This is a genomic window from Streptomyces sparsogenes (assembly GCF_001704635.1).
In the GTDB taxonomy this organism is placed as follows: Bacteria; Actinomycetota; Actinomycetes; order Streptomycetales; family Streptomycetaceae; genus Streptomyces; species Streptomyces sparsogenes.
Genome location: NZ_MAXF01000013.1, coordinates 56,436 through 77,237, shown reverse-complemented (window position 1 = coordinate 77,237; position 20,802 = coordinate 56,436). Strand labels below are relative to the sequence as shown.

Sequence of the window (20,802 nt, the reverse complement as noted above, 5' to 3'; positions counted from 1 at the left end):
GCCGGGGGCGTGTTCTCCGCCGACTCGGGCAGGGCCGCCGGTGCAGGGCGTACGGCGGCCGGGTCATCGGTGGGAGCGCTCACACGGGCCTCCTCACTTCCCCTCGTCCGGTGGGTTGCGTGAGCGTAGCAGCGCTCTTCGTGTTGTACGAGTGGCGCCGTTTTCGCCCTGGGGAATTGGCCGGTCAGGGCGTCGGCGAAGTCTCGTACAGTGCGAGGCATGAGGGATAGCGCGGTGCTGCACATCAAGGGCAGGGTGCTCGTCGGGCCGGACGCCGGGGGGCTCGCCGAGGACATCCGGGACGAGTTGTGGGTCGTGGACGGGAGGATCACCTACGAGCGGCCGGTCGCCGCCCGGGACGTCAGGACCATCGAGGGGTGGGTGCTGCCAGGGCTCGTGGACGCGCACTGCCACGTGGGGCTCGACACCCACGGCGCCGTCGACGACTCGACCAGCGAGAAGCAGGCGCTGACCGAGCGGGAGGCCGGTGCGCTGCTGCTGCGGGACGCCGGGTCGCCCGCCGACACGCGCTGGATCGACGACCGCGAGGACCTGCCCCGGATCATCCGGGCGGGCCGCCACATCGCCCGGACCAAGCGCTACATCCGCAACTACGCCCACGAGATCGAGCCCGAGGAGCTGGTGGCGTACGTGGCGCGGGAGGCGCGGCGCGGGGACGGCTGGGTCAAGCTGGTCGGCGACTGGATCGACCGGGAGGTCGGGGACCTGGCGGCCTGCTGGCCGCGCGCGGAGGCCGAGGCGGCCATCGCCGAGGCCCACCGTCTCGGCGCGCGGGTCACCGCGCACTGCTTCGCGGAGGAGACCCTGGCCCCGCTGGTGGAGGCGGGGATCGACTGCGTCGAGCACGCCACGGGACTGACCGAGGAGACCATCCCGCTCTTCGCGGAGCGCGGTGTCGCGATCGTCCCGACCCTGGTCAACATCGCCACCTTCCCCGACCTGGCGAAGGGCGGGGAGAAGAAGTTCCCGCGCTGGGCGGACCACATGCGGCGGCTGCACGAGCGCCGCTACGACACCGTGCGCGCGGCCTACGACGCGGGCGTGCCCATCTACACCGGCACGGACGCGGGCGGTTCGCTCCCGCACGGCCTGGTCGGCCTCGAGGTCGCCGAGCTGGTCAAGGCCGGCATCCCGGCGACGGCCGCGCTGTCGGCGGCGACCTGGGGCGCGCGGGCCTGGCTCGGGCGGCCCGGGCTCACCGAGGGCGCGCCCGCGGACCTGGTCGTGTACGAGTCCGACCCGCGGGCGGATGTGCGTGTGCTGACGGCGCCGCGGCGGGTGGTGCTGCGCGGGCGGGTGGTCGGCTGAGCGGGGGCCTGCGGGGGTCTTCTGCGCGGCGGTACCCCGGGATTTCGCAGGACCGAACACACCGGCGAATTGCACTCGTTGGGATGAACTGATCCCGCAAACCTGCGAGTTGGCCTTGCATGCCGCAAATATTGCGGGGTCGATGCCGTCGGCGCCCGTGATGTCCCCCCGTGGCGGGTCGCCGATGGCTCCATGTTCTCCTGTGGGGGTCAACTCACGTGTCCTGTTCCACCAACACCTACTCCGGCATGCCCGCCCGCCGTCTGGCGGCCGCCACGGCCGCTGCCGCCGTCACCGTCCTCGGCCTGCTGCCCGCGAGCGCGGCGCACGCCACCGACGGCGACGGCAAGGCGGGCGAGGCAGCCAAGACGAGCACGCACCAGACGGGCGGAGCCGGCGCGGCCGTGCTCCGCGCCGATCTGACCGTCTCGACGCTCAACAAGACGGTCAAGGCGCCGCTGGCGCTCGCCCTCAACGAGGTGCGCGCGCCGGCCTCCGCCAACAAGACCGCGCTCAGCGCGACACTGGACGGCGTCGAGGGGGGCAAGCCGTTCAACGTCCTGCGCGCGGACGTGGCCACCGCGCGTGGCACCGTCGACAAGTCCCGCGCCGAGGGCTACGCCAACCTCGCGCACGCCAAGGTGCACCTCCCCGGGCTGCCGGCCGTGCCGCTGATCGAGGTCCAGCAGGTCACCTCGAAGGCGGTCTGCAAGGCGGGCAAGCGGCCCACCGCCCAGTCCAACGTGCTGGGTGACGTGGTCGTGCTCGGCAAGAAGGCCACCCTCTCCTCCAGCGGCACCACCACGGTGGACGTGCCCGCGGTCGGCACCGTCCGGCTGGACCTGTCGCGCACCGCGACCACGTCCCGCACCGCCGCGGCCACGGCACTCGAGCTGAACGTCTCGGTGAACCCGCTCAAGCTGAACGTCTCCGAGGTCGAGGGGAAGGTCACCCTGGCCGAGGCGACCTGTGAGGCCCCGGGCGCCCCGGGCTCCGGGATCGGCTCCCAGGCCGCCCCCGGTCCGAAGAAGCCGGAACACCTCGCCGAGACCGGCGGCAGCTCGGCCACGCCGTACCTGGTGGCCGGCGGCGCGGCCCTGCTGGCCCTGGGCGGCGGCGCCGTCGTCCTGGGCCGCCGGCGTCGCGGCGCCGGGGCGGGCGACGGGGTCTGACCCGGCGCGGTCCAGCCGTGCACCGGTCCTGACCGGTGCACGGCTGGCCCTGACCGGTCCTGACCGGCCTTGACCGGCCGCGCGTCACCGCTCGGCGAGAGCCTTCGCCAGGGCGGTGACGAAGCGGTCGGTCGTGGCCGGGTCGCGGACCGCGAGCCGCAGCCACTCCGGGCCGAGACCCGGAAACGTGTCACCGCGCCGCACCGCGAAACCGAACTCGCGCAGGCGGGCGCGGACCGCGGTGGCCTCAGGCAGCCGGACCAGCAGGAAGGGTCCGGCCGCCGGGGCACACACCCGGACCTCCTCGAACTCCGCCAGCCGGGCGGCCAGATGGGCCCGGTCGGCGGCGATGGCGTCCGCCGCCCGCGCCGCCTCGGCGAGCGCCGCGGGCTCGCAGCAGGCCTCCGCCGCCACCAGCGCCGGGGAGGACACCGGCCACAGCGGCTGCGCCCGCTCGAGCGCCGCGACCGTCTCCGGCCCGGCCAGCACATAGCCGATCCGCAGCCCCGCCAGCCCCCAGGTCTTGGTGAGGCTGCGCAGCACGACGAGACCCGGCACATCGGTGCGGGCGGCGAGCGACTCCCGCTCGCCGGGCACGGCGTCCATGAACGCCTCGTCCACCACCAGCGTCCGCCCGGGGCGGGCCAGGGCGGCCACCGCGTCCGCCGGGTGCAGCACGGACGTCGGGTTGGTGGGATTCCCGACCACCACCAGATCCGCCTCGTCCGGCACCGCGCCCGGATCCAGCCGGAAGCCGTCCCGCTCGTCGAGCACCACCCGCTCCACCCGGTGCCCGGCGTCCCGCAGCGCGGCCTCCGGCTCGGTGAACTGCGGGTGCACCACGACCGGGCGCCGCACCGGAAGGGCGCGCGCCAGCAGGACGAACGCCTCCGCCGCCCCCGCGGTCAGCAGCACCCGTGCCTCCGGCACGCCATGCCGCGCGGCGACCGCGCGCCGCGCCGGACCGCCGTCCGGGTAGGCGGCCAGGGTGTCGAGCGCGGCGGCCAGCCGGGCCTTGAGCCAGCCGGGAGGCGTGCCGGCCCGGACATTGACCGCCAGATCCGTCAGCCCCGCGCCCGGGCCCCGCACCTCAGCGTCACCGTGGTGATGCAGATGGCGCGGGTCGAACCCGGCGGCCGGACCGGCGGACGTGTCGCCGGACATGCCGCGGGCCGGCCCGGCGGTCGCCTCGGCGGGCCGTTCAGCCGACATGCGCGGGCGAGCCGGGGTGTCCGGACACCACCGGGGAGACGGCGACCGGATCGCCCGCCCCGCTGCCGGCCTCACCGCTGCCGGTCTTACCGGTGTCAGCCTTACCGTTGTCGGCCTCACCGGTGTCAGCCTTACCGTTGTCGGCCCCGCCCCCGGCCGCCTCCCGGTAGCGCTCCAGGACCAGCTCCAGCAACTCCTCCGCCGGACCCGGCACCTCGGCGGTCAGCACCTCGACCTCCGGGCGGGCCAGCGCCCACCCCTCCGCCTGCTGCAGCGCCCGGTCCAGCGCCGCCCCCGCGAAGAGGAAGTACGGCAGCACCACGATCCGCCGCGCCCCCAGCAGCGCGCAGCGGTCAAGACCGGAGGCCACGTCGGGCGCGGCCAGCGAGACGAAGGCCGTCTCCACCCCGGCGAAGCCGCGGCCCTCCCACAGCAGCCGGGCGGCCCGGTGCACCTCCGCGTTGGCGTCCGGGCCGGTCGAGCCCGGGCCCACCAGCAGGACGGTGGTCTCGGCCCGGTCGTAGGGGGAGCGCGGGCGGCCGCCCAGGGCCTCGTCCAGGCGGCGCTCCAGCACGGTCAGCAGCCGCGGGTGCGGGCCCAGCGGGCGGGCGCGGAGGAACGACGCCCCGGGGCGCAGCTCCAGCTCCCGGTCCAGCGCGGCGGTGAGGTCCCGCTCCGCGCGCTCGGAAGGGATCAGCGTCAGCGGTACGACGGCGAAGCGGGTCACGCCCTCGTCGGCGAGTCGGGCCACCGCGTCGGCCAGCGGAAGAGGGCTCTCGTCGGTGAAGCCGCCCGCGACGGGCAGGCCGGGGTTGCGGGCGCCCAACTCCCGTACGAAGTCGCGGAAGGCGTCGGCGCGCTTTTCGTCTCGGGTGCCGATGCCTGCGATGAGCAGCGCGGGCGGGGTCGTCACAAAGTCTCCTTGGTGCTGGTGGTGCGGGTGCACGGTGCGATGCGGGGTCGGGTCCCGCCCCGAGACGTTACTGAGGGCGGTCGGGCGGCGTGCAGGCAGGTCATCCCTGCCCGACCTGCCCGCCTTTGGCGGGTGCCGGGCGGCGCGCGACGGCACAGGTGGCCCGCGCGGGACGGCCGGGCGGCGCCGACTTCCGTTTGCCCACGAGCAGTTCGCCCCCCGGCCCGGCGGCCAGCAGGGCGGCCGCCTCGGCGACACTGGGCGTCCCCACGGCGGCCAGCGCGGCGCCGCCGGACGGGCCCGGCACCGCGACGCGGGCCAGCACCGCCGCCCCGTAGCCCCGCAGCGGCACACCGAACCGGGCCGCCGCCGCCACCAGCCCCGGCTCGGCGGCCTTCGCCTCGACCGTGGCCAACTCCACGACCCCGCCCGCCGAAAGCCCCGCGGCGGCCAGCGTCCGCCCGATGAGCCCGGCGACCTCCTCCATGTCCACCCCGTGCCTGGCCCCGACGCCGACGACGAGCCCCGGAGGCGCCGCGGACGGTATGTCCGCGGCAGGCATCGGCGCTGGCGGCACCGTGGTACCCGCCGCCGACACCGGCACCCCCGACACTGCCGCCGTCGGCACCGGCACCGGCGCACCGGCCACCTGCGGCGCCGCTCCGGGTGGCACCGCCCTCGACGACACCGGCGCCGAGCGCGCTGGCGCCGAGGGCACCGGCACCATCGGCACCGGCGCACCCGTCACCGTCGACACTGACACAGTGGACACCGCCGCCGTCGGCACCGGCACCGTCCGCACCGCCGCCGACGGGCCCGTCGCGCAGCGCACCGCCGCCATTGATGCCCGCGCCGATGACACGGGCGCCCACCGCGCCGACAGCTCGGGACGCGCCGGAAGCTCTCCCGGCGTCTTCACCGCCCGCCGCCCCCTGAACCGCTCCGCGGAGGGGCGCAGGCCCCGATGAACCGGACCGCCGCCTCCGGCATCGCCGCCCAGTGGACATGCAGATACGAGGCATGCACCCCGCCCCGCACGAACCCCTCCGCGCGGCGCTCGGGCCGTACCAGCCCCCACGCGGGCTCCGGGCCCGCGCCCGGCTCCACGACGGTGCGGTGGAACTCATGCCCGCGCACCCGGGTGCCCGCGGCGGCGAGCGGGCTGTCGCCGACCGCCACCGCCTCCCGGTAGCCCAGCGTCAGCCGCTCCGACATCCGCGCCTCGGCGGGCAGCACCCCGCACATCGGCTCGCCGTCCAGCGAGCGCGCCAGATACAGCAGCCCCGCGCACTCGGCGGCGATCGGCGCGCCGGCCGCCGCGAGGCCGGCCACCTCCGCGCGCAGCGGGCCGTTCGCCGACAGCTCCGGCGCGTAGACCTCCGGGAAGCCGCCGCCGATCACCAGCCCGGCGGTGCCGGGCGGCAGACGCTCCTCCCGCAGCGGGTCGAAGGGCACTACCTCGGCCCCCGCGGCGGTGAGCAACTCGGCCTGCTCCGCGTACGAGAAGGTGAAGGCCGCCCCGCCGGCCAGCGCCACGACCGGCCGCGCTCCACCTGGCGCCACGGCCGGCCGCGCGCCGCCCGGCGCCGGCCCGGCCCCACCGCGCGCGGACGCGGTCTCCCGCTCCGGGTCCCAGGGCTGGTCCGGCAGCGGCGGCGCGCTGCGCGCCAGGGCGAGCAGGCCCTCCAGGTCACAGCCCGCGCGCACCCGCTCGGCCAGCGCGGCCACGGACCCGACCGCCTCCGCCCGCCGCTCGGCCACCGGCACCAGGCCGAGGTGGCGGCTCGGCGCGCGCACTGCGCGCACCCGGCGCAGCGCCCCGAACACCGGCACCCCCGACCCGTCCAGCGCCTCGCGGAGCAGCTCTTCATGCCGGTCCGAGCCGACCTTGTTGAGGATCACCCCGGCCACCCGCACCTCCGGGTCCCAGGACGCGAAGCCGTGGACCAGAGCCGCCACCGAGCGGGACTGCGAGGAGGCGTCCACGACCAGCACCACCGGCGCGCGCAGCAGCTTCGCCACATGCGCCGTGGACGCCAGCTCGCCCTGCCCGGCCGCCCCGTCGTACAGCCCCATCACGCCCTCGACCACCGCCAGGTCGGAGCCGGCCGCACCGTGCAGGAACAGCGGGGCGACCCGCTCCGGCCCGCACAGAAAGGCGTCCAGATTCCGGCCCGGGCGCGGCGCCCGCCCGGAGCGGGCCGGGGACGAGGACACGGCCAGCGCGTGATAGCCCGGGTCGATGTAGTCGGGGCCGACCTTGTGCGGCGACACGTCGAGACCGCGCTCCGCGAAGGCGGCCATCAGGCCCGTGGCGACCGTGGTCTTGCCGCTGCCGGACGCGGGCGCGGCGATGACCAGGCGCGCCACGCTCACCACTGCTGACTCACCACTCGATGCCCCGCTGCCCCTTCTGACCGGCGTCCATCGGGTGCTTGACCTTGGACATGTCGGTGACCAGGTCCGCGAAGTCCAGCAAGCCCTGCGGCGCGTTACGCCCCGTGATGACCACGTGCTGGCTCCCGGGCCGGTCGCGCAGCACCGACACCACCTCCTCGGTGTCCACCCAGCCCCAGTGCAGCGGATACGCGAACTCGTCCAGCACATACAGCCGGTATGTCTCCGCCGCGAGATCGCGCTTGACCTGCTCCCAGCCCTCGCGCGCCGCCTCCTCGCTGGAGATGGCGTCCTGCCGGGAGCGCTGGAGCCACGACCAGCCCTCGCCCATCTTGTGCCATGCGACGGTCCCCCCTTCCCCCGAGTCGCCGAGGACGCGCAGCGCCCGCTCCTCGCCGACCCGCCATTTCGCGGACTTCACAAACTGGAATACACCGACCGGCCAGTTCTGGTTCCACGCCCGCAGCGCCAGCCCGAACGCGGCGGTCGACTTGCCCTTGCCGACGCCCGTGTGCACGAGCACCAGCGGCCGGTTGCGGCGCTGCCGGGTGGTCAGCCCGTCGTCGGGTACGACGGTCGGTTGTCCTTGCGGCATCAGGCGGCCCTCCGTGTCTTCCGTACGATCCGTGGGGTGTTTGTCGCGCGCGCGTCGCGCACCAGCGCGGTCACGCTGTCCGCGCGCAGTTCGTCGAGGGTCACCGGGGTGCCCCGCAAGTCCTGGGCCAGCGCGCCCGCCAGGCCGAGCCGGACGGGCCCCGACTCGCAGTCCACCACCACCGAGGCGACCTTGTCGTCCGCCAGCAGCCGGGCCGCGCGCCCCGCCCGGCCCACCGGGTCCACTCCGCCCGTGGCCCGCCCGTCCGTCACCACGACCAGCAGCGGACGGCGCGACGGGTCCCGGAGCCGCTCGATCCGCAGCACCTCACGAGCCTTCAGCAGCCCGGCGGCCAGCGGGGTGCGCCCGCCGGTGGGCAGCCTCTCCAGCCGGGCGGCGCCCGCGTCCACCGACGAGGTGGGCGGCAGCGCCACGGCGGCCTCCGACCCCCGGAAGGTGATCAGACCGACCTTGTCCCGCCGCTGGTAGGCGTCCAGCAGCAGCGACAGCACGGCGCCCTTGACGGCGCTCATGCGCTTGCGCGCGGCCATCGACCCCGACGCGTCCACCACGAACAGCACGAGATTGCCCTCACGGCCCTCGCGCACCGCCTCGCGCAGGTCGTCACGGCGCACCACGAGCCCGGGGCCCCGGCGGCCGCGGTCGCGCTGGTGCGGGGCGGCCGCCCGTACGGTCGCTGCCAGGTGCAGCTTGGTGAGGGCCCCTTGGGGGCGGCGGGCGCCGGTGGTACGGCCGTGGGCCGTGCGGGCGCGCGACCGCCGCCCCGCCGCGCCCTCGCCGAGCCCCGGCACATCGAGCCGCCGGGCCCGGAACGGCTCGGCCGCGCCCACCGCGCCGCGCTCGCCTCCGGCCCCGCCCGCCGCGCCCCCGTCGGCGGGAGCGGCCTCGCGCGGGTCGCCGGGGCCGTGGGGCGCGTCGGTGCCGGGGGAGGCGTCGGAGTCCGGGCGTTGCTCCGGGACGCGCTGGCCCGGTGCGTCGGGACCGGCCGGCGGCGCCTGCTCCGGCGCGCCGGGAGCGCCCTGCGGCGGCCGCCCGCCCCCCGGTCCGTCGGGCCCGCCCGGCCCGTCCGGGCCCTCCTGCCCGTCCTGTCCGTCCCGCCCCTCCGGGCCCGGGCCCGGATCCGGGTCGTCGTCCCCGCCGCCGGCGTCGCGCAGCACCTCGTCGAGCTTGTCCTCGTCGAGGCCCGGCGCGTCGAACGGAGCCCGCCGGCGCCGATGGGGCAGCGACAGCAGAGCGGCCTGCCGCACGTCCTCCGTGGTCACCTCCGTACGCCCCGCCCACGCCGCGAGCGCCGTCGAGGTGCGCGCCGTCACGATGTCCGCGCGCATCCCGTCCACCTCGAACGCCGCGCACACCGCCGCGATCTGCCGCAGCGCGCCATCGCCCAAGCGCACCCGCGGCAGCAGGGCGCGCGCCGCCGCGACGCGCTCCCGCAGCGCGCCCTCCTCGTCCGCCCACCGCACGGCGAACCCGGCCGGGTCCTCGTCGTACGCCAGGCGCCGCCGCACCACCTCGACCCGCTCGTCGGTGTCCCGCGACGCCGCGACCTCCACGGTCAGGCCGAAGCGGTCCAGCAACTGGGGCCGCAGCTCGCCCTCTTCGGGGTTCATGGTGCCCACCAGCAGGAAGCGCGCCGCGTGCCGTACGGACACCCCCTCGCGCTCCACATAGGAGGCGCCCATGGCGGCCGCGTCCAGCAGCAGGTCGATCAGGTGGTCGTGCAGCAGATTGACCTCGTCGACGTACAGCACGCCGCGGTGCGCGTCGGCCAGCAGCCCCGGCTCGAACGCCTTCACCCCGTCCGCCAGCGCCCGCTCGATGTCCAGCGCGCCTACCAGCCGGTCCTCGGAGGCGCCGACCGGCAGTTCGACCATCCGCGCGGGCCGTACGGCGCCGGCGCCCGGCTCGTGCGGGCCGTCCGGGCAGCCGGGGTCGGGCGCGGCCGGGTCGCAGGAGAACCGGCAGCCCGCGACGACGTCGATGCCCGGCAGCAGCGCGGCGAGCGCCCGTACCGCCGTCGACTTCGCGGTGCCCTTCTCACCGCGCACCAGCACCCCGCCCACGGCCGGTGACACGGCGTTGAGCAACAGCGCCAGCCGCAGGTCGGCCATCCCGACGAGCGCGGTGAACGGGTAGGGGGCGGTCATGCGGGGTTACCTCCTGCGGGGTGGACGCGGTGGGGTGCCGGACGGAGCGACGGCGGGAGCACCGGGCCCCCGCCCCCGCCGCGCCGGTCGTCCCCGCCGCGCCGGGCGGACGGTGCGGGCCGGGAGGCGCCCCCGCGCGGGCGCCCGGCGCCTTCGGCGTGGCTCGCGCCTCGCGCAGGCCGGTCGGTGGCTGTGACGGGGTGCGCGGCGCCCCCGGCGGGCCGGGTGGCGTCGCGGCGCGTGAACGTGACGGGTGTCGCGGGCCTCATGGTGTGCCGGGCGGACGGGGCGGCGGCTGTCGGGGCGTGCGCGGCGCTTCCGGCCGGGCGGGCAGCGCCCCCGCGCGGGTGCGCGCCTCCGGCGGGCCGCATGGCGCCTCCGGCGGGCCTCATGGAGCCCCCGCGCGTGCGCCGGGCGCCTTCGGCGGGGCTCATCGCGCCCCCTGCGGCCGCGGGATCCGGGGCGCCCCCGGTGGTACGAAGGGCAGCCCTTCCGGAACGCCGTTCTCGATCAGCCGCAGCAGCGCGTCCGTGTCCGCGTGCTCCTCGATCAGGTCGCCCAGCCGGTCGAGCTGCTCCTCACGCAGCTCACCGAAGCTGGTGTCGGGGGCGGGGACGAACGCCCGGCCCGCCGCGGCCGCGACCCGGCGCAGGAAGGCGCGGCGGAAGCCGTCGCTCTCCAGCGAGCCGTGCCAGTGGGTGCCCCAGACCGAGCCGACCCGGCAGCCGTCCAGGAACGGCTCGTCCGCCCCGTCCAGCAGCTCGGCGACCCCGTGGTGGATCTCGTAGCCCTCCACCCGCTCGCCGAGCGCCTCCCCGACCGGCCGCGCCAGCGTCTTGTGCGCCGCGAAGCGGACCCGCACCGGCAGCAGGCCGAGCCCCTCGACCGTTCCGGCCCGCGACTCGACCTCGTCCTCGATGCGCTCGCCGAGCATCTGGAAGCCCCCGCAGATGCCCAGCACCGGGCGGCCCTCCGCCGCCCGCCGCGCGACCGCCTCGGCCAGCCCCCGCGTCCGCAGCCACTCCAGCGCCCGTACCGTCCCACGGGTGCCGGGCAGCACGACCAGGTCGGCGTCGGCCAGCTCCTCCGGGCGGTCCACGAACCGCACGACCACGCCGGGCTCGGCGGCCAGCGCGTCCACGTCCGTGAAGTTCGACATGAGCGGCACGGCGGCGACCGCCACCCGCAGGATGTCCGCGCCGTGCGGCGGCGCGACCACGCTCTCGCGCACCGCCCCGCGCAGCGACACCCGCAGTCCGTCCTCCTCGTCGATGCCGAGGCCGTGGGCGTACGGCAGCACGCCGAGGGTCGGGCGGCCGGTCAGGCCGCGCAGCATCTCCAGGCCCGGTTCGAGCAGGGTCACATCGCCGCGGAACTTGTTCACCAGATAGCCCGCGACGAGCCGTTGGTCGGCCTCCGACAACAGCGCGGTCGTGCCGAAGAACGACGCGAAGACGCCGCCGCGGTCGATGTCCCCGACCACGACGACCGGCAGCCGGGCCGCCCGGGCCAGGCCCAGGTTGACGATGTCGGTGCGGCGCAGGTTGATCTCCGCGGGGCTTCCGGCGCCCTCGCAGATCACCGCGTCATGGGTGCGCCGCAGTTCGGCCAGACACTCGGTGACGGTTCCGAGCAGCGCCTCCTGGCGCCCCGCGTGGTAGCCACGCGCGCTCAGCTCGCCCACCGGCTTGCCCAGCAGCACCACCTGGCTGCTGCGGTCGCTGCCCGGCTTGAGCAGCACGGGGTTCATCAGCGCGCTCGGCTCGACGCGGGCGGCCGCGGCCTGCATCGCCTGGGCGCGGCCGATCTCCGCCCCCTCGCGGGTGACGAAGGAGTTGAGCGACATGTTCTGCGCCTTGAAGGGCGCGACCTTGACGCCCTTACGGCTGAGCCACCGGCAGATCCCGGCCGTGACCACGCTCTTGCCCGCGTCCGAGGTCGTGCCCGCGACGAGCAGCCCGCCGCCCGGCCCGCTCCCGCCGCCCGTGCCATCCATCCCGCTCATCCTCGATCCCTCCCCGCGGCCGAGGGCCGCGCTGTCGCCTGGCCGTACGCGCCGCCCGCGGCCCCGGCAGCCCCCCAGGACCGTGCCCGGCGGGCGAGCGCGCCATGTGGGGCGCGGGCGGCGCGTACGGGCACGCCGGGCCGCGCGGCCGGGAAGAGCCCCGTACGGGCGGGCCGCAGCGCGCCGACGGCCAGCCGGGCCGCGACGGACACGCCGAGCGCCAGCGCTCCGACGCGCCGCGACAGCCGGACCGCGCGCTCGATGTCGGCCGCTTCCACCGGCCGCCCGCCGGAGTTGAGCACCGGCCGGTGCTCGACGCGCCCGCCGTAGGCCAGGGTGCCGCCCAGCCGTACGCCGAGCGCGCCCGCGAACGAGGCCTCCACCGGGCCCGCGTTGGGGCTCGGGTGGCGGTGGCCGTCCCGCCGCCAGGCGCGCCGGGCGCCGCGCGGATCCGGCCCGGCCAGGGCGGCGAGCACGGCGGTGAGCCGTGCGCCGGGCCAGCCGGCGAGGTCGTCGAGCCGGGCCGAGGCCCATCCGAAGCGCCGGTAGCGTGGGGACCGGTGACCCACCATCGCGTCCAGGGTGTTGACGGCCCGGAAGCCCACCAGACCCGGCACCCCGGCCACGGCGCCCCACACCAGCGCGCCCACGACGGCGTCCGAGGTGTTCTCGGCGACCGATTCGACGACCGCGCGCGCGATCTGTTGCTCGTCGAGCGCCTGCGGGTCGCGCCCGCACAGGTGCGGCAGCCGCCGCCGGGCGGCGTCCAGGTCCCCGGCGGCCAGCGCGCCGCCGACGGCCCGCGCCTCCCGGCCCAGCGTGGTGCCGCCGAGCACGGCCCAGGTGGCGGCGGCGGTCAGCGCGGTGTGCGCGGCACGTGAGGGGCCAAGGGCGCGTACGGCACGCACCGTCAGGGCGGCACCCGCGGCCGCGCCGCCCGCGCACAGCGCGGTGTACAGGGCCCCGGCTCCGCGGTGGTCGCGCCACAGCAGCCGCTCGGCGGCCAGCGCGGCGGTCCCGAACGCGGCCACGGGGTGGCCGCGGCGCGGATCGCCCGTGGCGAGGTCGCCGAGGAAGCCGAGGGCGGCGCCGCACGCGTACGAGGCGTGGTCGGCACGCATCCTCAGCCCGCCGTCCCGCCCTGCCGCGTCCGGTCGTGGGGGAGGGGCCTCGTGGGAGGGGGCGGCATGGCGGTGCCGGGCATGGCGGTATGTCCTCACTCAGGGTCCGCGCCCTGGTTCGACGTGACCGGCGGTGAGAGTCTCCTGGCTCCCGGATCCGCGGTTCTCCCGGTCTTCCAGCCTCCGCGCGGGCGGCCGTGACTCGTAGGGCGATGGGAGAGCGCTCCCCGGTGACAGTGGCGGGACCGCGCCGGATTCTCACCGGCTTCCTCTCCTGCCGCCGTTTGGCTCCGGAAGTCCACCATGGGCCGCGAATGGCCGTCAACTCGCGAATGCCCCACCCTGCGCGAGTGTGCCGAGGCCCACACACCTCCCCGACGCGGCACCCCTTCAACGCCACGGCCGCCGGGCCGGACCACGCCGTGCGGCGCGGCCCGGCCCGGCGGCCGGTGGTGCCTCTCCGGATCAGGGCAGGATCAGGTCAGGATCAGGCCAGGGTCAGGTCAGCTCAGTCATCGATCAGACCGGTGTCAGGCGGGGATCAGGCCACGATCAGATTGATGCCGTATGCCACGGCCGCCGCGCACAGCGCGAAGCAGGCGTACGCGCCGAGACGCGCGGGCCCGAGGGCCGCGCCCGCCGTGGCCGAGGCGCCGGGGGTGGTGGAGGTGGCGCCCGGGCCCGCCTCCGCCGGCTGGGCCTTGCGGGAGGTGCCGAGGATGCCGAGGGTGAAGACGCCCACGAAGCCGACGGTCACCGCGAGACTGACGCCGAAGACCTGGCCGAGGGCCGCCCAGTCGATGCTCATCGCGTTACTTCCTTAGCTGGTGCTGCCGGTGGCCGCGGATGCGCCTGCCGGGGTGGCGGAGGGAGTGGAGGAGACGGCGGCCACCGGTCCGGCGGCGGCGGCCACCGGCCCGGCGGGCGGCGGGGCCACAGCCTGGATGGCGGCCGTGACGACGCCCACCGGCTCAGCCGGCACGGTCTCGACCTCGTTGACGTTGGTGTGGTCCACGGGCTTGCGGCGCGAGGCCGCCCAGATCGCGGCGCAGGCGGCGACCGCGATCACGGCGACGGCGGTGACGCCCCAGTTGCCCTGGTCCGCGAGGAGCGCCGCGCCGCCCGCGACGAGACCCGCGGCGGGCAGCGTGAGCACCCAGGCGAGGACCATGCGGCCCGCGGTCGACCAGCGCACCACCCCGCCCTTGCGGCCGAGGCCCGCGCCCATCACGGAGCCGGAGCAGACCTGGGTGGTGGACAGCGCGAAGCCGATGTGGGAGGAGGCGAGGATGACGGTCGCGGCGCCGGTCTGGGCGGCGAAGCCCTGCGGCGGCTGGATGTCGGTGATGCCCTTGCCCATGGTGCGGATGATCCGCCAGCCGCCCAGGTACGTGCCGAGGGCGATGGCCAGACCCGCGGAGACGATGACCCACAGCGGCGGGTCGGAGTCGGGGGCGAGCGCGCCGCCGGTGATCAGCGCCAGGGTGATCACACCCATGGTCTTCTGGGCGTCATTGGTGCCGTGGGCGAGGGAGACCAGCGCGGCCGAGGCGATCTGCCCGGCGCGGTAGCCCTTCGCGGTCTCCTGGTCGTCGCGGCCGCGCGCCAGTCGGTAGGTGAGCCGGGTGGCGACCATCGCCGCGACACCGGCCACGATCGGCGCGGCCACGGCCGGGATCAGGACCTTCATGACGATCTTGTCGCTGTTGACCCCGTCCATCCCGACGGAGACCAGGGTGGCGCCGATGAGGCCGCCGAAGAGGGCGTGCGAGGAGCTGGAGGGCAGTCCGGCCAGCCAGGTCAGCAGATTCCAGAGGATGGCTCCGACCAGACCCGCGAAGATCACTTCGGGGCGGATTCCGGAGCCCTCGTCGATGATCCCCCCGGAGATCGTCTTGGCGACCTCCACCGAGAGGAACGCGCCGACGAGATTGAGGACCGCCGACATCGCCACCGCGGTCCGCGGGCCGAGCGCTCCCGTGGAGATGGTGGTGGCCATGGCGTTGGCGGTGTCATGGAAGCCGTTCGTGAAGTCGAACACCAAGGCCGTGATGATCACGATCCCGATGAGAAGCGTGATGTGTTCCATCGAACTCCTTCGGGGGAGTGCGATCCCCGCACTTCGTGGCACGGAGCGCCACTGGGTCGCTACAGTTTGTGGTGCACCGCGAGGTGCCGGTCAGGGCTTGGCCGTCGTGCGGTCGCCGAGGTGACCGCACGAGAAGCCCCCTCCTGTAGGAGGGGGAGGAGTCACACACCCGGGCAATCCGTGCGACGGCCAACGGGTGCGCCACGACCGTAAGGACGTGGGGTGAACGGAAGGTGAACTGAGGTGGGCTCAGGGGTGACACGTCTGTCGGGAAGGCGGACCGGTGATCCCCTGGCCCCTCCCTGATGCGTACACGGCTGCTCGCCTGCCATGATCGGCGCCCGGAGGTGAGGGGCCATGACGAAGCCGAAGCCCAAGCCGGGACCGGAGCCGGAGACTACGCGATCGCCGGGGCCCGCCGGGCGGCGGGACCTGGCACAGGCCTGGGAGCGGGTGGTCGAGACGGCCCGCAGGACCGTCGCCGACGGCCTGGTCGTCGGCACCTCGGGCAATGTCTCGGCCCGGGTCGGCGACACGGTGCTGGTGACCCCCAGCGGCGTCCCGTACGACCGGCTCGGCCCGGGCGACGCGGTCGGCGTCGATCTCGACGGCCGCCAGGTCATCGGCGAGCTGGCCCCCACCAGCGAGCTGCCCATGCACCTCGCGGTCTACCGCCATACCGACGCCGCGGCCGTGGTCCACACCCACGCCGTGCACGCCACGGCGGTCTCCACGCTGGTCGACGAGGTCCCGGCGGTCCACTACATGACCGGCGCGCTCGGCGGCCCGGTGCGCGTCGCCGGATACGCCCTGTACGGCACCGACGCCCTGGCCCGCGAGATGCTCGCCGCGCTGCGCGACCGCACCGGCTGTCTGCTGCGCAACCACGGCACGGTGGTCCACGGCGCCACGCTCGACCAGGCGTACGACCGGACCGCCCAGCTGGAGTGGATGTGCCGGGTGTGGCTCACCGCCGCGGCCGTCCCCGGCCACACCCCGGCCCTGCTGTCCCCCGACGAGCTGCGGGCGGCGGCGGACAAGCTGAGCGGCTACGGCCAGCCCCGCTGAACCCGGCCCCGGCCCGCTCGGGGAGGCGGGCGGCTCACCCGGCCGGGCCCGCCCGCTGGCCCCCGGCGCCCCGGACGACCACACTAGGAGGGATGCGCCTGCGGACGAAGGCGGTTGCGGCCGCCACGACGATGATCGGTGTCAGCGCGGCCGCGGTGGCGGCCGGGCGGTACGCCAGCGACGCTGCCCTGAAACCGAGGCCCGACCGGCCCCTGCCGCACGACCCGCCGCTCACCGTGCACGCCACCGCGGCCGGCCAGATCACCCTCACCCGCAGCCTCGCCTCGCTGCGCCCCGGCACCTACGGCCTCACCGGCGCCGGATGCCACGCCGTGGTCGGGCCGGTCCTGGAGGACGCCCCGCACCCCGCGGACTGCGTGGTCCGCCGCCTGGAGCGGGTGAGCCGAGGCACCCTCGCCCCCGGCACCCGCGTCCGGTTCACCCCGCAGGTGTACACCGGCGACCCCCGGGACGCCCTCGGGCTCGACCACACCGACGTGGACGTGCCCGGCGAACTGGGCCCGCTGCCCGCCTGGTTCATACCCGCCGACCGCTCCGCCTGGGTGATCACCGTGCACGGCCTCGGCACCACCCGCGAGCACCCCATGGTGGTCCTGCCGTTCCTGCACAAGCGGCAGTTCCCCGTGCTCGACCTCGGCTACCGCGGCGACCCCGACGCCCCCCGCCCCGAGGACGGCCTCGGGCACTTCGGCCGCACCGAGTGGCACGACCTGGACGCCGCCATCCGCTACGCGGTGCGCCACGGCGCGCAGAGCGTCATCCTCTACGGCTGGTCCACCGGCGCGACGATGGCCCTCCTCGCCGCCGCGAACTCCGCGGTGCGGGACCGGGTCAGCGGCCTGGTCCTGGACTCCCCGGTCCTCGACTGGCGGGCCACCCTGCGGGCCCTCGCCTCGGCCCGGCGGATCCCCTCCGCGCTGCTGCCCCTGGCGATACGGGCCGCGGAGGGCCGGGCCGCGCTGCCCGAGGGACGGCTGGTGGACGCGGTGGCCGCCGACCTGGACGGACTGAAGGTGCCGACCCTGATCCTCCACGGCCCGGACGACACGGTCGCCCCCTGGGCCCCCTCCCGCGAACTCGCCGCCCGCCACTCCGAGCTGGTCACCCTTCACCAGGTCCGCCAGGCCCCGCACGCCGCGATGTGGAACGCGAACCCCGAGGGGTACGAGGACATGCTGGGCCGCTTCCTGACACCGCTGATGTAGAGCGAAGAGCCCCGGGAAGCGTGCCCCGGCAACCGCCGGACGGGTGCCGATTGGGCTTTCGGGCCGTCACCGGCGAGACTGCTCCCGTGACGTCCCGTACTCCGCGCGACTCCCGGCTCCGACTCGTCCGCCACCGGCCGATGGCCACGGCCCGCCGGGCCGTGCCGAACCGCGGCTCCCGACCGGCGCCCCGCCCGCCCGAGGGCACACCGCCGCCCTCGGAGCTGGCGAGACAGGCCAGGTCGGGACTCGCCGGTGCCGTACGGATCGCCCGCTGGGCCGCGAGCCGGCACGGTGTGCCGGGCGTGCTCTCCGCCGAGGCCCTGGCCGAGGCGGCCGCCGAGCTGGGGGTCTCTCCCGACCAGGCCCGGGCCGACTGGGACCGGGCCCGTCTGGTGGGCCTGATCGAGCTGCACGGCGGCACCGCCCGCCCCGGCTGGCGGCTGCGCGCCTGGGACCGCGACGACAGCGCGGTGCTGCGCGGCTGGGTCGCGCTGCTCGACGCCTGGTCCCTGGCCCGCCCGGCCCCGGCGACGGCCGAGCCCGCCGCCGTGGCGGAGGTCGTCGAGGCGCTGCCGCAGCTGCTGTCCCTGCTCCAGCTGTCGGCCGGTCCGGTGCCGGTCGCCACGCTGCTCGACATGCTCGGGCAGCGCGTCGTCGAGCTGCGCACCGAGCGGTGCGAGGTGCCGTACGGCCCGGCGGCCGCCCCCGGCCCCGAGGACCCCTCGCCCCCCGGGGAGCCGGGCGCCCCGGACTCCCCAGCCTCCCAGGACTCCCCGGGCTCCCCGGGCACCTCAGGCTCCCTGGACTCCCCGGGCTCCCTGGAACCGCTGCTCGACTGGGCCCTGGACGCGCTCGCGTCCGTCGGCGCGCTCGTGATGCTGGACGGCTCCGGGGAAGCCGGGGACCAAGGCCGCGAGGCCGTGCTCACGGCGCTCGGCAACTGGGCGGTGTGGGTCAAGCTGGAGCAGATCTGCGTCGCCGCCCAGAGCCCCGCCGGGAACATCGAGCAGCCCGCCGCCGACATGCTGCGCGGCTGCGCGGGCCTGACCCCCGGGCCGGCCCGCGCCGAGTACCGGGCCTGGCTCGCCGCCCGCCCCGTCGGTAGCGCCGTCAGCGAGCTGATCGAGGCGGCGCGCGGGGACGACGCCCTGTTGCGCGGGCTCGCCTTCGAGGCGCTGCGCGTGGTGGGGGCGCCCGCCGAGCCCGCGGTGCGGGCCGTGGTCGACGAGTCCGCGCTGCGCCCGTACGCGCTGCTGTGGCTGGCCGAGCACGAGGGGGTGGACCCGGAGGACGCCCTGGACGTGCTCACCCGCGAGGAGGCCACCTGGCTGTGGGTGGACACGGCCGCTGCCATCGCCGACCACGGCGAGAGCCCGCTGCTGGTGCGCCACCTGGAGTCCGCCGTGCAGGGCACGGTCCCGGCGCTGCTGGAGGAGGTGCGGGCCGTGGGCCACCCGCGTACCGTGCAGGTCCTGGTCGCGCTGGCCGCCGCCCACCCCGACCCGGCGCTCGCCAAGGCGGTGCGGCGCGCGGCCTTCCAGGTGCACACGGGCGGCGTCTGAAGCGGCTCCCGCGGGGAGGCGCCCCCGGTCGCCCGGGCGGAAAAACGCTTGCGCGCCCCGCTAAACTAATCGCATGGCAATTCTCCTCGCGCATTAGACGGCGTCGGCCTCCTCACGCCCGCCCGTCCCGCCGTCCACCCTGCCCTGGAGTAATTTCCGTGATCACCGCCTCCGGCATCGAGTTGCGCGCCGGCGCCCGTGTCCTGATCGAGTCCGCTTCCTTCCGCGTCGCCAAGGGCGACCGCATCGGCCTGGTCGGCCGTAACGGGGCGGGCAAGACCACGCTCACCAAGTGCCTGGCCGGCGAGGGCATCCCGGCCGCCGGCACGATCACCCGCTCCGGCCAGGTCGGCTATCTGCCGCAGGACCCGCGCACCGGCGACCTCGACGTCCTCGCCCGCGACCGCATCCTCTCCGCGCGCGACCTGGACTCCGTGCTCCGCAAGATGCGCGAGAACGAGGACCGGATGGCCAACGGCAAGGGCGCCACCCGCGAGCGCGCGATGAAGAAGTACGAGCGGCTGGAGACCGAGTTCCTCACCAAGGGCGGGTACGCCGCCGAGGCGGAGGCCGCGACCATCGCCGCGAGCCTGGGCCTGCCCGACCGCGTCCTCGGCCAGCCCCTGCACACGCTCTCCGGCGGTCAGCGCCGCCGGGTCGAGCTGGCCCGCATCCTGTTCTCGGACTCCGACGTCCTGCTGCTGGACGAGCCGACCAACCACCTCGACGCCGACTCGATCATCTGGCTGCGCGACTACCTGAAGACCTACCGCGGCGGCTTCATCGTCATCTCCCACGACGTGGACCTGGTCGAGACGGTCGTCAACAAGGTCTTCTACCTGGACGCCAACCGCTCGGTCATCGACATCTACAACATGGGCTGGAAGCTCTACCAGGCCCAGCGCGAGGCCGACGAGAAGCGCCGCAAGCGGGAGCGGGCCAACGCGGAGAAGAAGGCCGCGGCCCTCAACTCCCAGGCGGACAAGATGCGCGCCAAGGCCACCAAGACGGTGGCCGCGCAGAACATGGCCCGCCGCGCCGAGAAGCTGCTGTCCGGCCTCGAAGCGGTCCGGCAGGCCGACAAGGTCGCCAAGCTCCGCTTCCCGGACCCCGCCCCCTGCGGCAAGACCCCGCTGTCGGCCGAGGGCCTGTCCAAGTCGTACGGGTCGCTGGAGATCTTCACCGATGTCGGCCTGGCCGTCGACCGGGGCTCGCGGGTGGTCATCCTGGGGCTCAACGGCGCGGGCAAGACGACCCTGCTGCGGCTGCTGGCCGGGGTCGAGAAGCCGGACACCGGGCAGGTCACCCACGGCCACGGCCTGAAGCTCGGCTACTACGCGCAGGAGCACGAGACGCTGGACCCGGACCGCACGGTCCTGGAGAACATGCGCTCGGCCGCCCCCGACCTGGACCTGGTGGACATCCGCAAGACACTGGGGTCCTTCCTGTTCTCCGGCGACGACGTCGACAAGCCGGCCGGGGTGCTCTCCGGCGGCGAGAAGACCCGGCTCGCGCTGGCCACCCTCGTGGTCTCCTCGGCCAATGTGCTGCTCCTCGACGAGCCCACCAACAACCTCGACCCGGCCAGCCGCGAGGAGATCCTCGGCGCGCTGCGCACCTTCACGGGCGCGGTGGTGCTGGTGACCCACGACGAGGGCGCGGTGGACGCCCTCCAGCCGGAGCGCATCATTCTGCTGCCCGACGGCGTGGAGGACCTGTGGGGCGAGGACTACGCGGATCTGGTCGCGCTCGCCTGACCCGCTCCCCCGTAGATCGTTCGCTCTGGATCATTCGGCCTAGGCGTGATCCTTCATCTGAGTGAGAACGGCTCGTACCGCGGCGCGCCGCCGCCGAGCGGCGCGTGACGCGTGCCGCGCGCCGGAGCGCGGTGGCCCGCTCACGCCCACCCGCGGCCTGACCTGCCGATTCGTCCACGATGTGG

At 75.8% G+C, this 20,802-nt stretch carries 17 protein-coding genes and 1 riboswitch; of the genes, 7 read left to right on the top strand and 10 right to left on the bottom strand.

Features of this window, described 5'->3' with window-relative positions; all coding sequences use genetic code 11:
• Positions 1-219 precede the first annotated feature (219 nt).
• Together BBH68_RS01335 and BBH68_RS01330 are read left to right on the top strand one after the other, a co-directional pair.
• Positions 220-1,329: an amidohydrolase family protein gene (locus BBH68_RS01335; RefSeq protein WP_174588968.1), complete on the top strand. Its 1,110-nt coding sequence runs from the start codon at positions 220-222 to the stop codon at positions 1,327-1,329.
• Positions 1,330-1,577: 248 nt separating this feature from the next.
• A complete protein-coding gene (locus tag BBH68_RS01330) occupies positions 1,578-2,501 on the top strand; it encodes an SCO1860 family LAETG-anchored protein (protein ID WP_065958425.1) in 924 nt (307 codons plus the stop codon).
• A gap of 84 nt (positions 2,502-2,585) precedes the next feature.
• Here BBH68_RS01330 and cobC read toward each other — a convergent pair whose 3' ends face one another.
• The 3 genes from cobC to BBH68_RS42675 all read right to left on the bottom strand — a co-directional run bounded on the left by cobC (position 2,586) and on the right by BBH68_RS42675 (position 5,188).
• A complete protein-coding gene (gene cobC, locus BBH68_RS01325; protein WP_065958424.1) occupies positions 2,586-3,665 on the bottom strand; it encodes an Rv2231c family histidinol phosphate aminotransferase CobC in 1,080 nt (359 codons plus the stop codon).
• Between the two features lie 37 nt (positions 3,666-3,702).
• Positions 3,703-4,626, bottom strand: a complete 924-nt coding sequence (locus tag BBH68_RS01320; protein ID WP_079150730.1) for a sirohydrochlorin chelatase — start codon at positions 4,624-4,626, stop codon at positions 3,703-3,705.
• Between the two features lie 100 nt (positions 4,627-4,726).
• A complete protein-coding gene (locus tag BBH68_RS42675; protein ID WP_065958329.1) occupies positions 4,727-5,188 on the bottom strand; it encodes a cobalamin biosynthesis protein in 462 nt (153 codons plus the stop codon).
• Here BBH68_RS42675 and BBH68_RS42670 point away from each other — a divergent pair.
• Entirely contained in the window at positions 5,172-5,594 is a 423-nt protein-coding gene (locus BBH68_RS42670; RefSeq protein ID WP_065958328.1) for a hypothetical protein, read from the top strand. The two genes, BBH68_RS42675 and BBH68_RS42670, sit on opposite strands and share 17 nt — an antisense overlap.
• Here BBH68_RS42670 and BBH68_RS01305 read toward each other — a convergent pair.
• From BBH68_RS01305 to BBH68_RS01275, 7 genes are all read right to left on the bottom strand, one after another.
• A complete protein-coding gene (locus BBH68_RS01305; RefSeq protein ID WP_065958326.1) occupies positions 5,542-7,005 on the bottom strand; it encodes a cobyrinic acid a,c-diamide synthase CobB in 1,464 nt (487 codons plus the stop codon). The genes BBH68_RS42670 and BBH68_RS01305 overlap by 53 nt on opposite strands.
• Positions 7,006-7,012: 7 nt before the next feature.
• On the bottom strand, positions 7,013-7,618 hold the full coding sequence (cobO, locus tag BBH68_RS01300; protein WP_065958324.1) for a cob(I)yrinic acid a,c-diamide adenosyltransferase: 606 nt from the start codon (positions 7,616-7,618) through the stop codon (positions 7,013-7,015).
• Positions 7,618-9,786 (bottom strand): putative cobaltochelatase, encoded by a 2,169-nt coding sequence (locus BBH68_RS01295; RefSeq protein WP_065958318.1) that lies wholly within the window; start codon positions 9,784-9,786, stop codon positions 7,618-7,620. Before BBH68_RS01295 ends, cobO begins: the two co-directional genes overlap by 1 nt.
• Positions 9,787-10,216: 430 nt before the next feature.
• Entirely contained in the window at positions 10,217-11,791 is a 1,575-nt protein-coding gene (locus BBH68_RS01290; RefSeq protein WP_065958317.1) for a cobyric acid synthase, read from the bottom strand.
• Complete coding sequence (locus BBH68_RS01285) at positions 11,788-12,912, bottom strand: cobalamin biosynthesis protein (RefSeq protein WP_065958315.1); 1,125 nt, start codon at positions 12,910-12,912, stop codon at positions 11,788-11,790. The genes BBH68_RS01290 and BBH68_RS01285 overlap by 4 nt, the downstream gene beginning before the upstream one ends.
• Positions 12,913-13,030: 118 nt before the next feature.
• Positions 13,031-13,230: riboswitch (cobalamin riboswitch) on the bottom strand.
• Between the two features lie 223 nt (positions 13,231-13,453).
• Positions 13,454-13,720: a hypothetical protein gene (locus BBH68_RS01280; RefSeq protein WP_065958313.1), complete on the bottom strand. Its 267-nt coding sequence runs from the start codon at positions 13,718-13,720 to the stop codon at positions 13,454-13,456.
• Positions 13,721-13,732: 12 nt separating this feature from the next.
• A complete protein-coding gene (locus BBH68_RS01275; protein WP_065958312.1) occupies positions 13,733-15,001 on the bottom strand; it encodes an inorganic phosphate transporter in 1,269 nt (422 codons plus the stop codon).
• A 357-nt stretch (positions 15,002-15,358) separates the two neighbouring features.
• Here BBH68_RS01275 and BBH68_RS01270 point away from each other — a divergent pair, with 357 nt between their 5' ends.
• The 4 genes from BBH68_RS01270 (at position 15,359) to abc-f (ending at position 20,617) form a co-directional block, all read left to right on the top strand.
• Positions 15,359-16,069: a class II aldolase/adducin family protein gene (locus tag BBH68_RS01270; protein WP_079150729.1), complete on the top strand. Its 711-nt coding sequence runs from the start codon at positions 15,359-15,361 to the stop codon at positions 16,067-16,069.
• 92 nt (positions 16,070-16,161) lie between these two features.
• Entirely contained in the window at positions 16,162-17,295 is a 1,134-nt protein-coding gene (locus BBH68_RS01265) for an alpha/beta hydrolase family protein (RefSeq protein WP_065958311.1), read from the top strand.
• Between the two features lie 86 nt (positions 17,296-17,381).
• Positions 17,382-18,860 carry a hypothetical protein gene (locus BBH68_RS01260; protein ID WP_079150728.1) on the top strand — a complete coding sequence of 493 codons (1,479 nt, stop codon included), beginning with the start codon at positions 17,382-17,384 and terminating at the stop codon, positions 18,858-18,860.
• 158 nt (positions 18,861-19,018) lie between these two features.
• Positions 19,019-20,617 (top strand): ribosomal protection-like ABC-F family protein, encoded by a 1,599-nt coding sequence (gene abc-f / locus BBH68_RS01255; protein ID WP_065958309.1) that lies wholly within the window; start codon positions 19,019-19,021, stop codon positions 20,615-20,617.
• Positions 20,618-20,802: the final 185 nt, after the last annotated feature.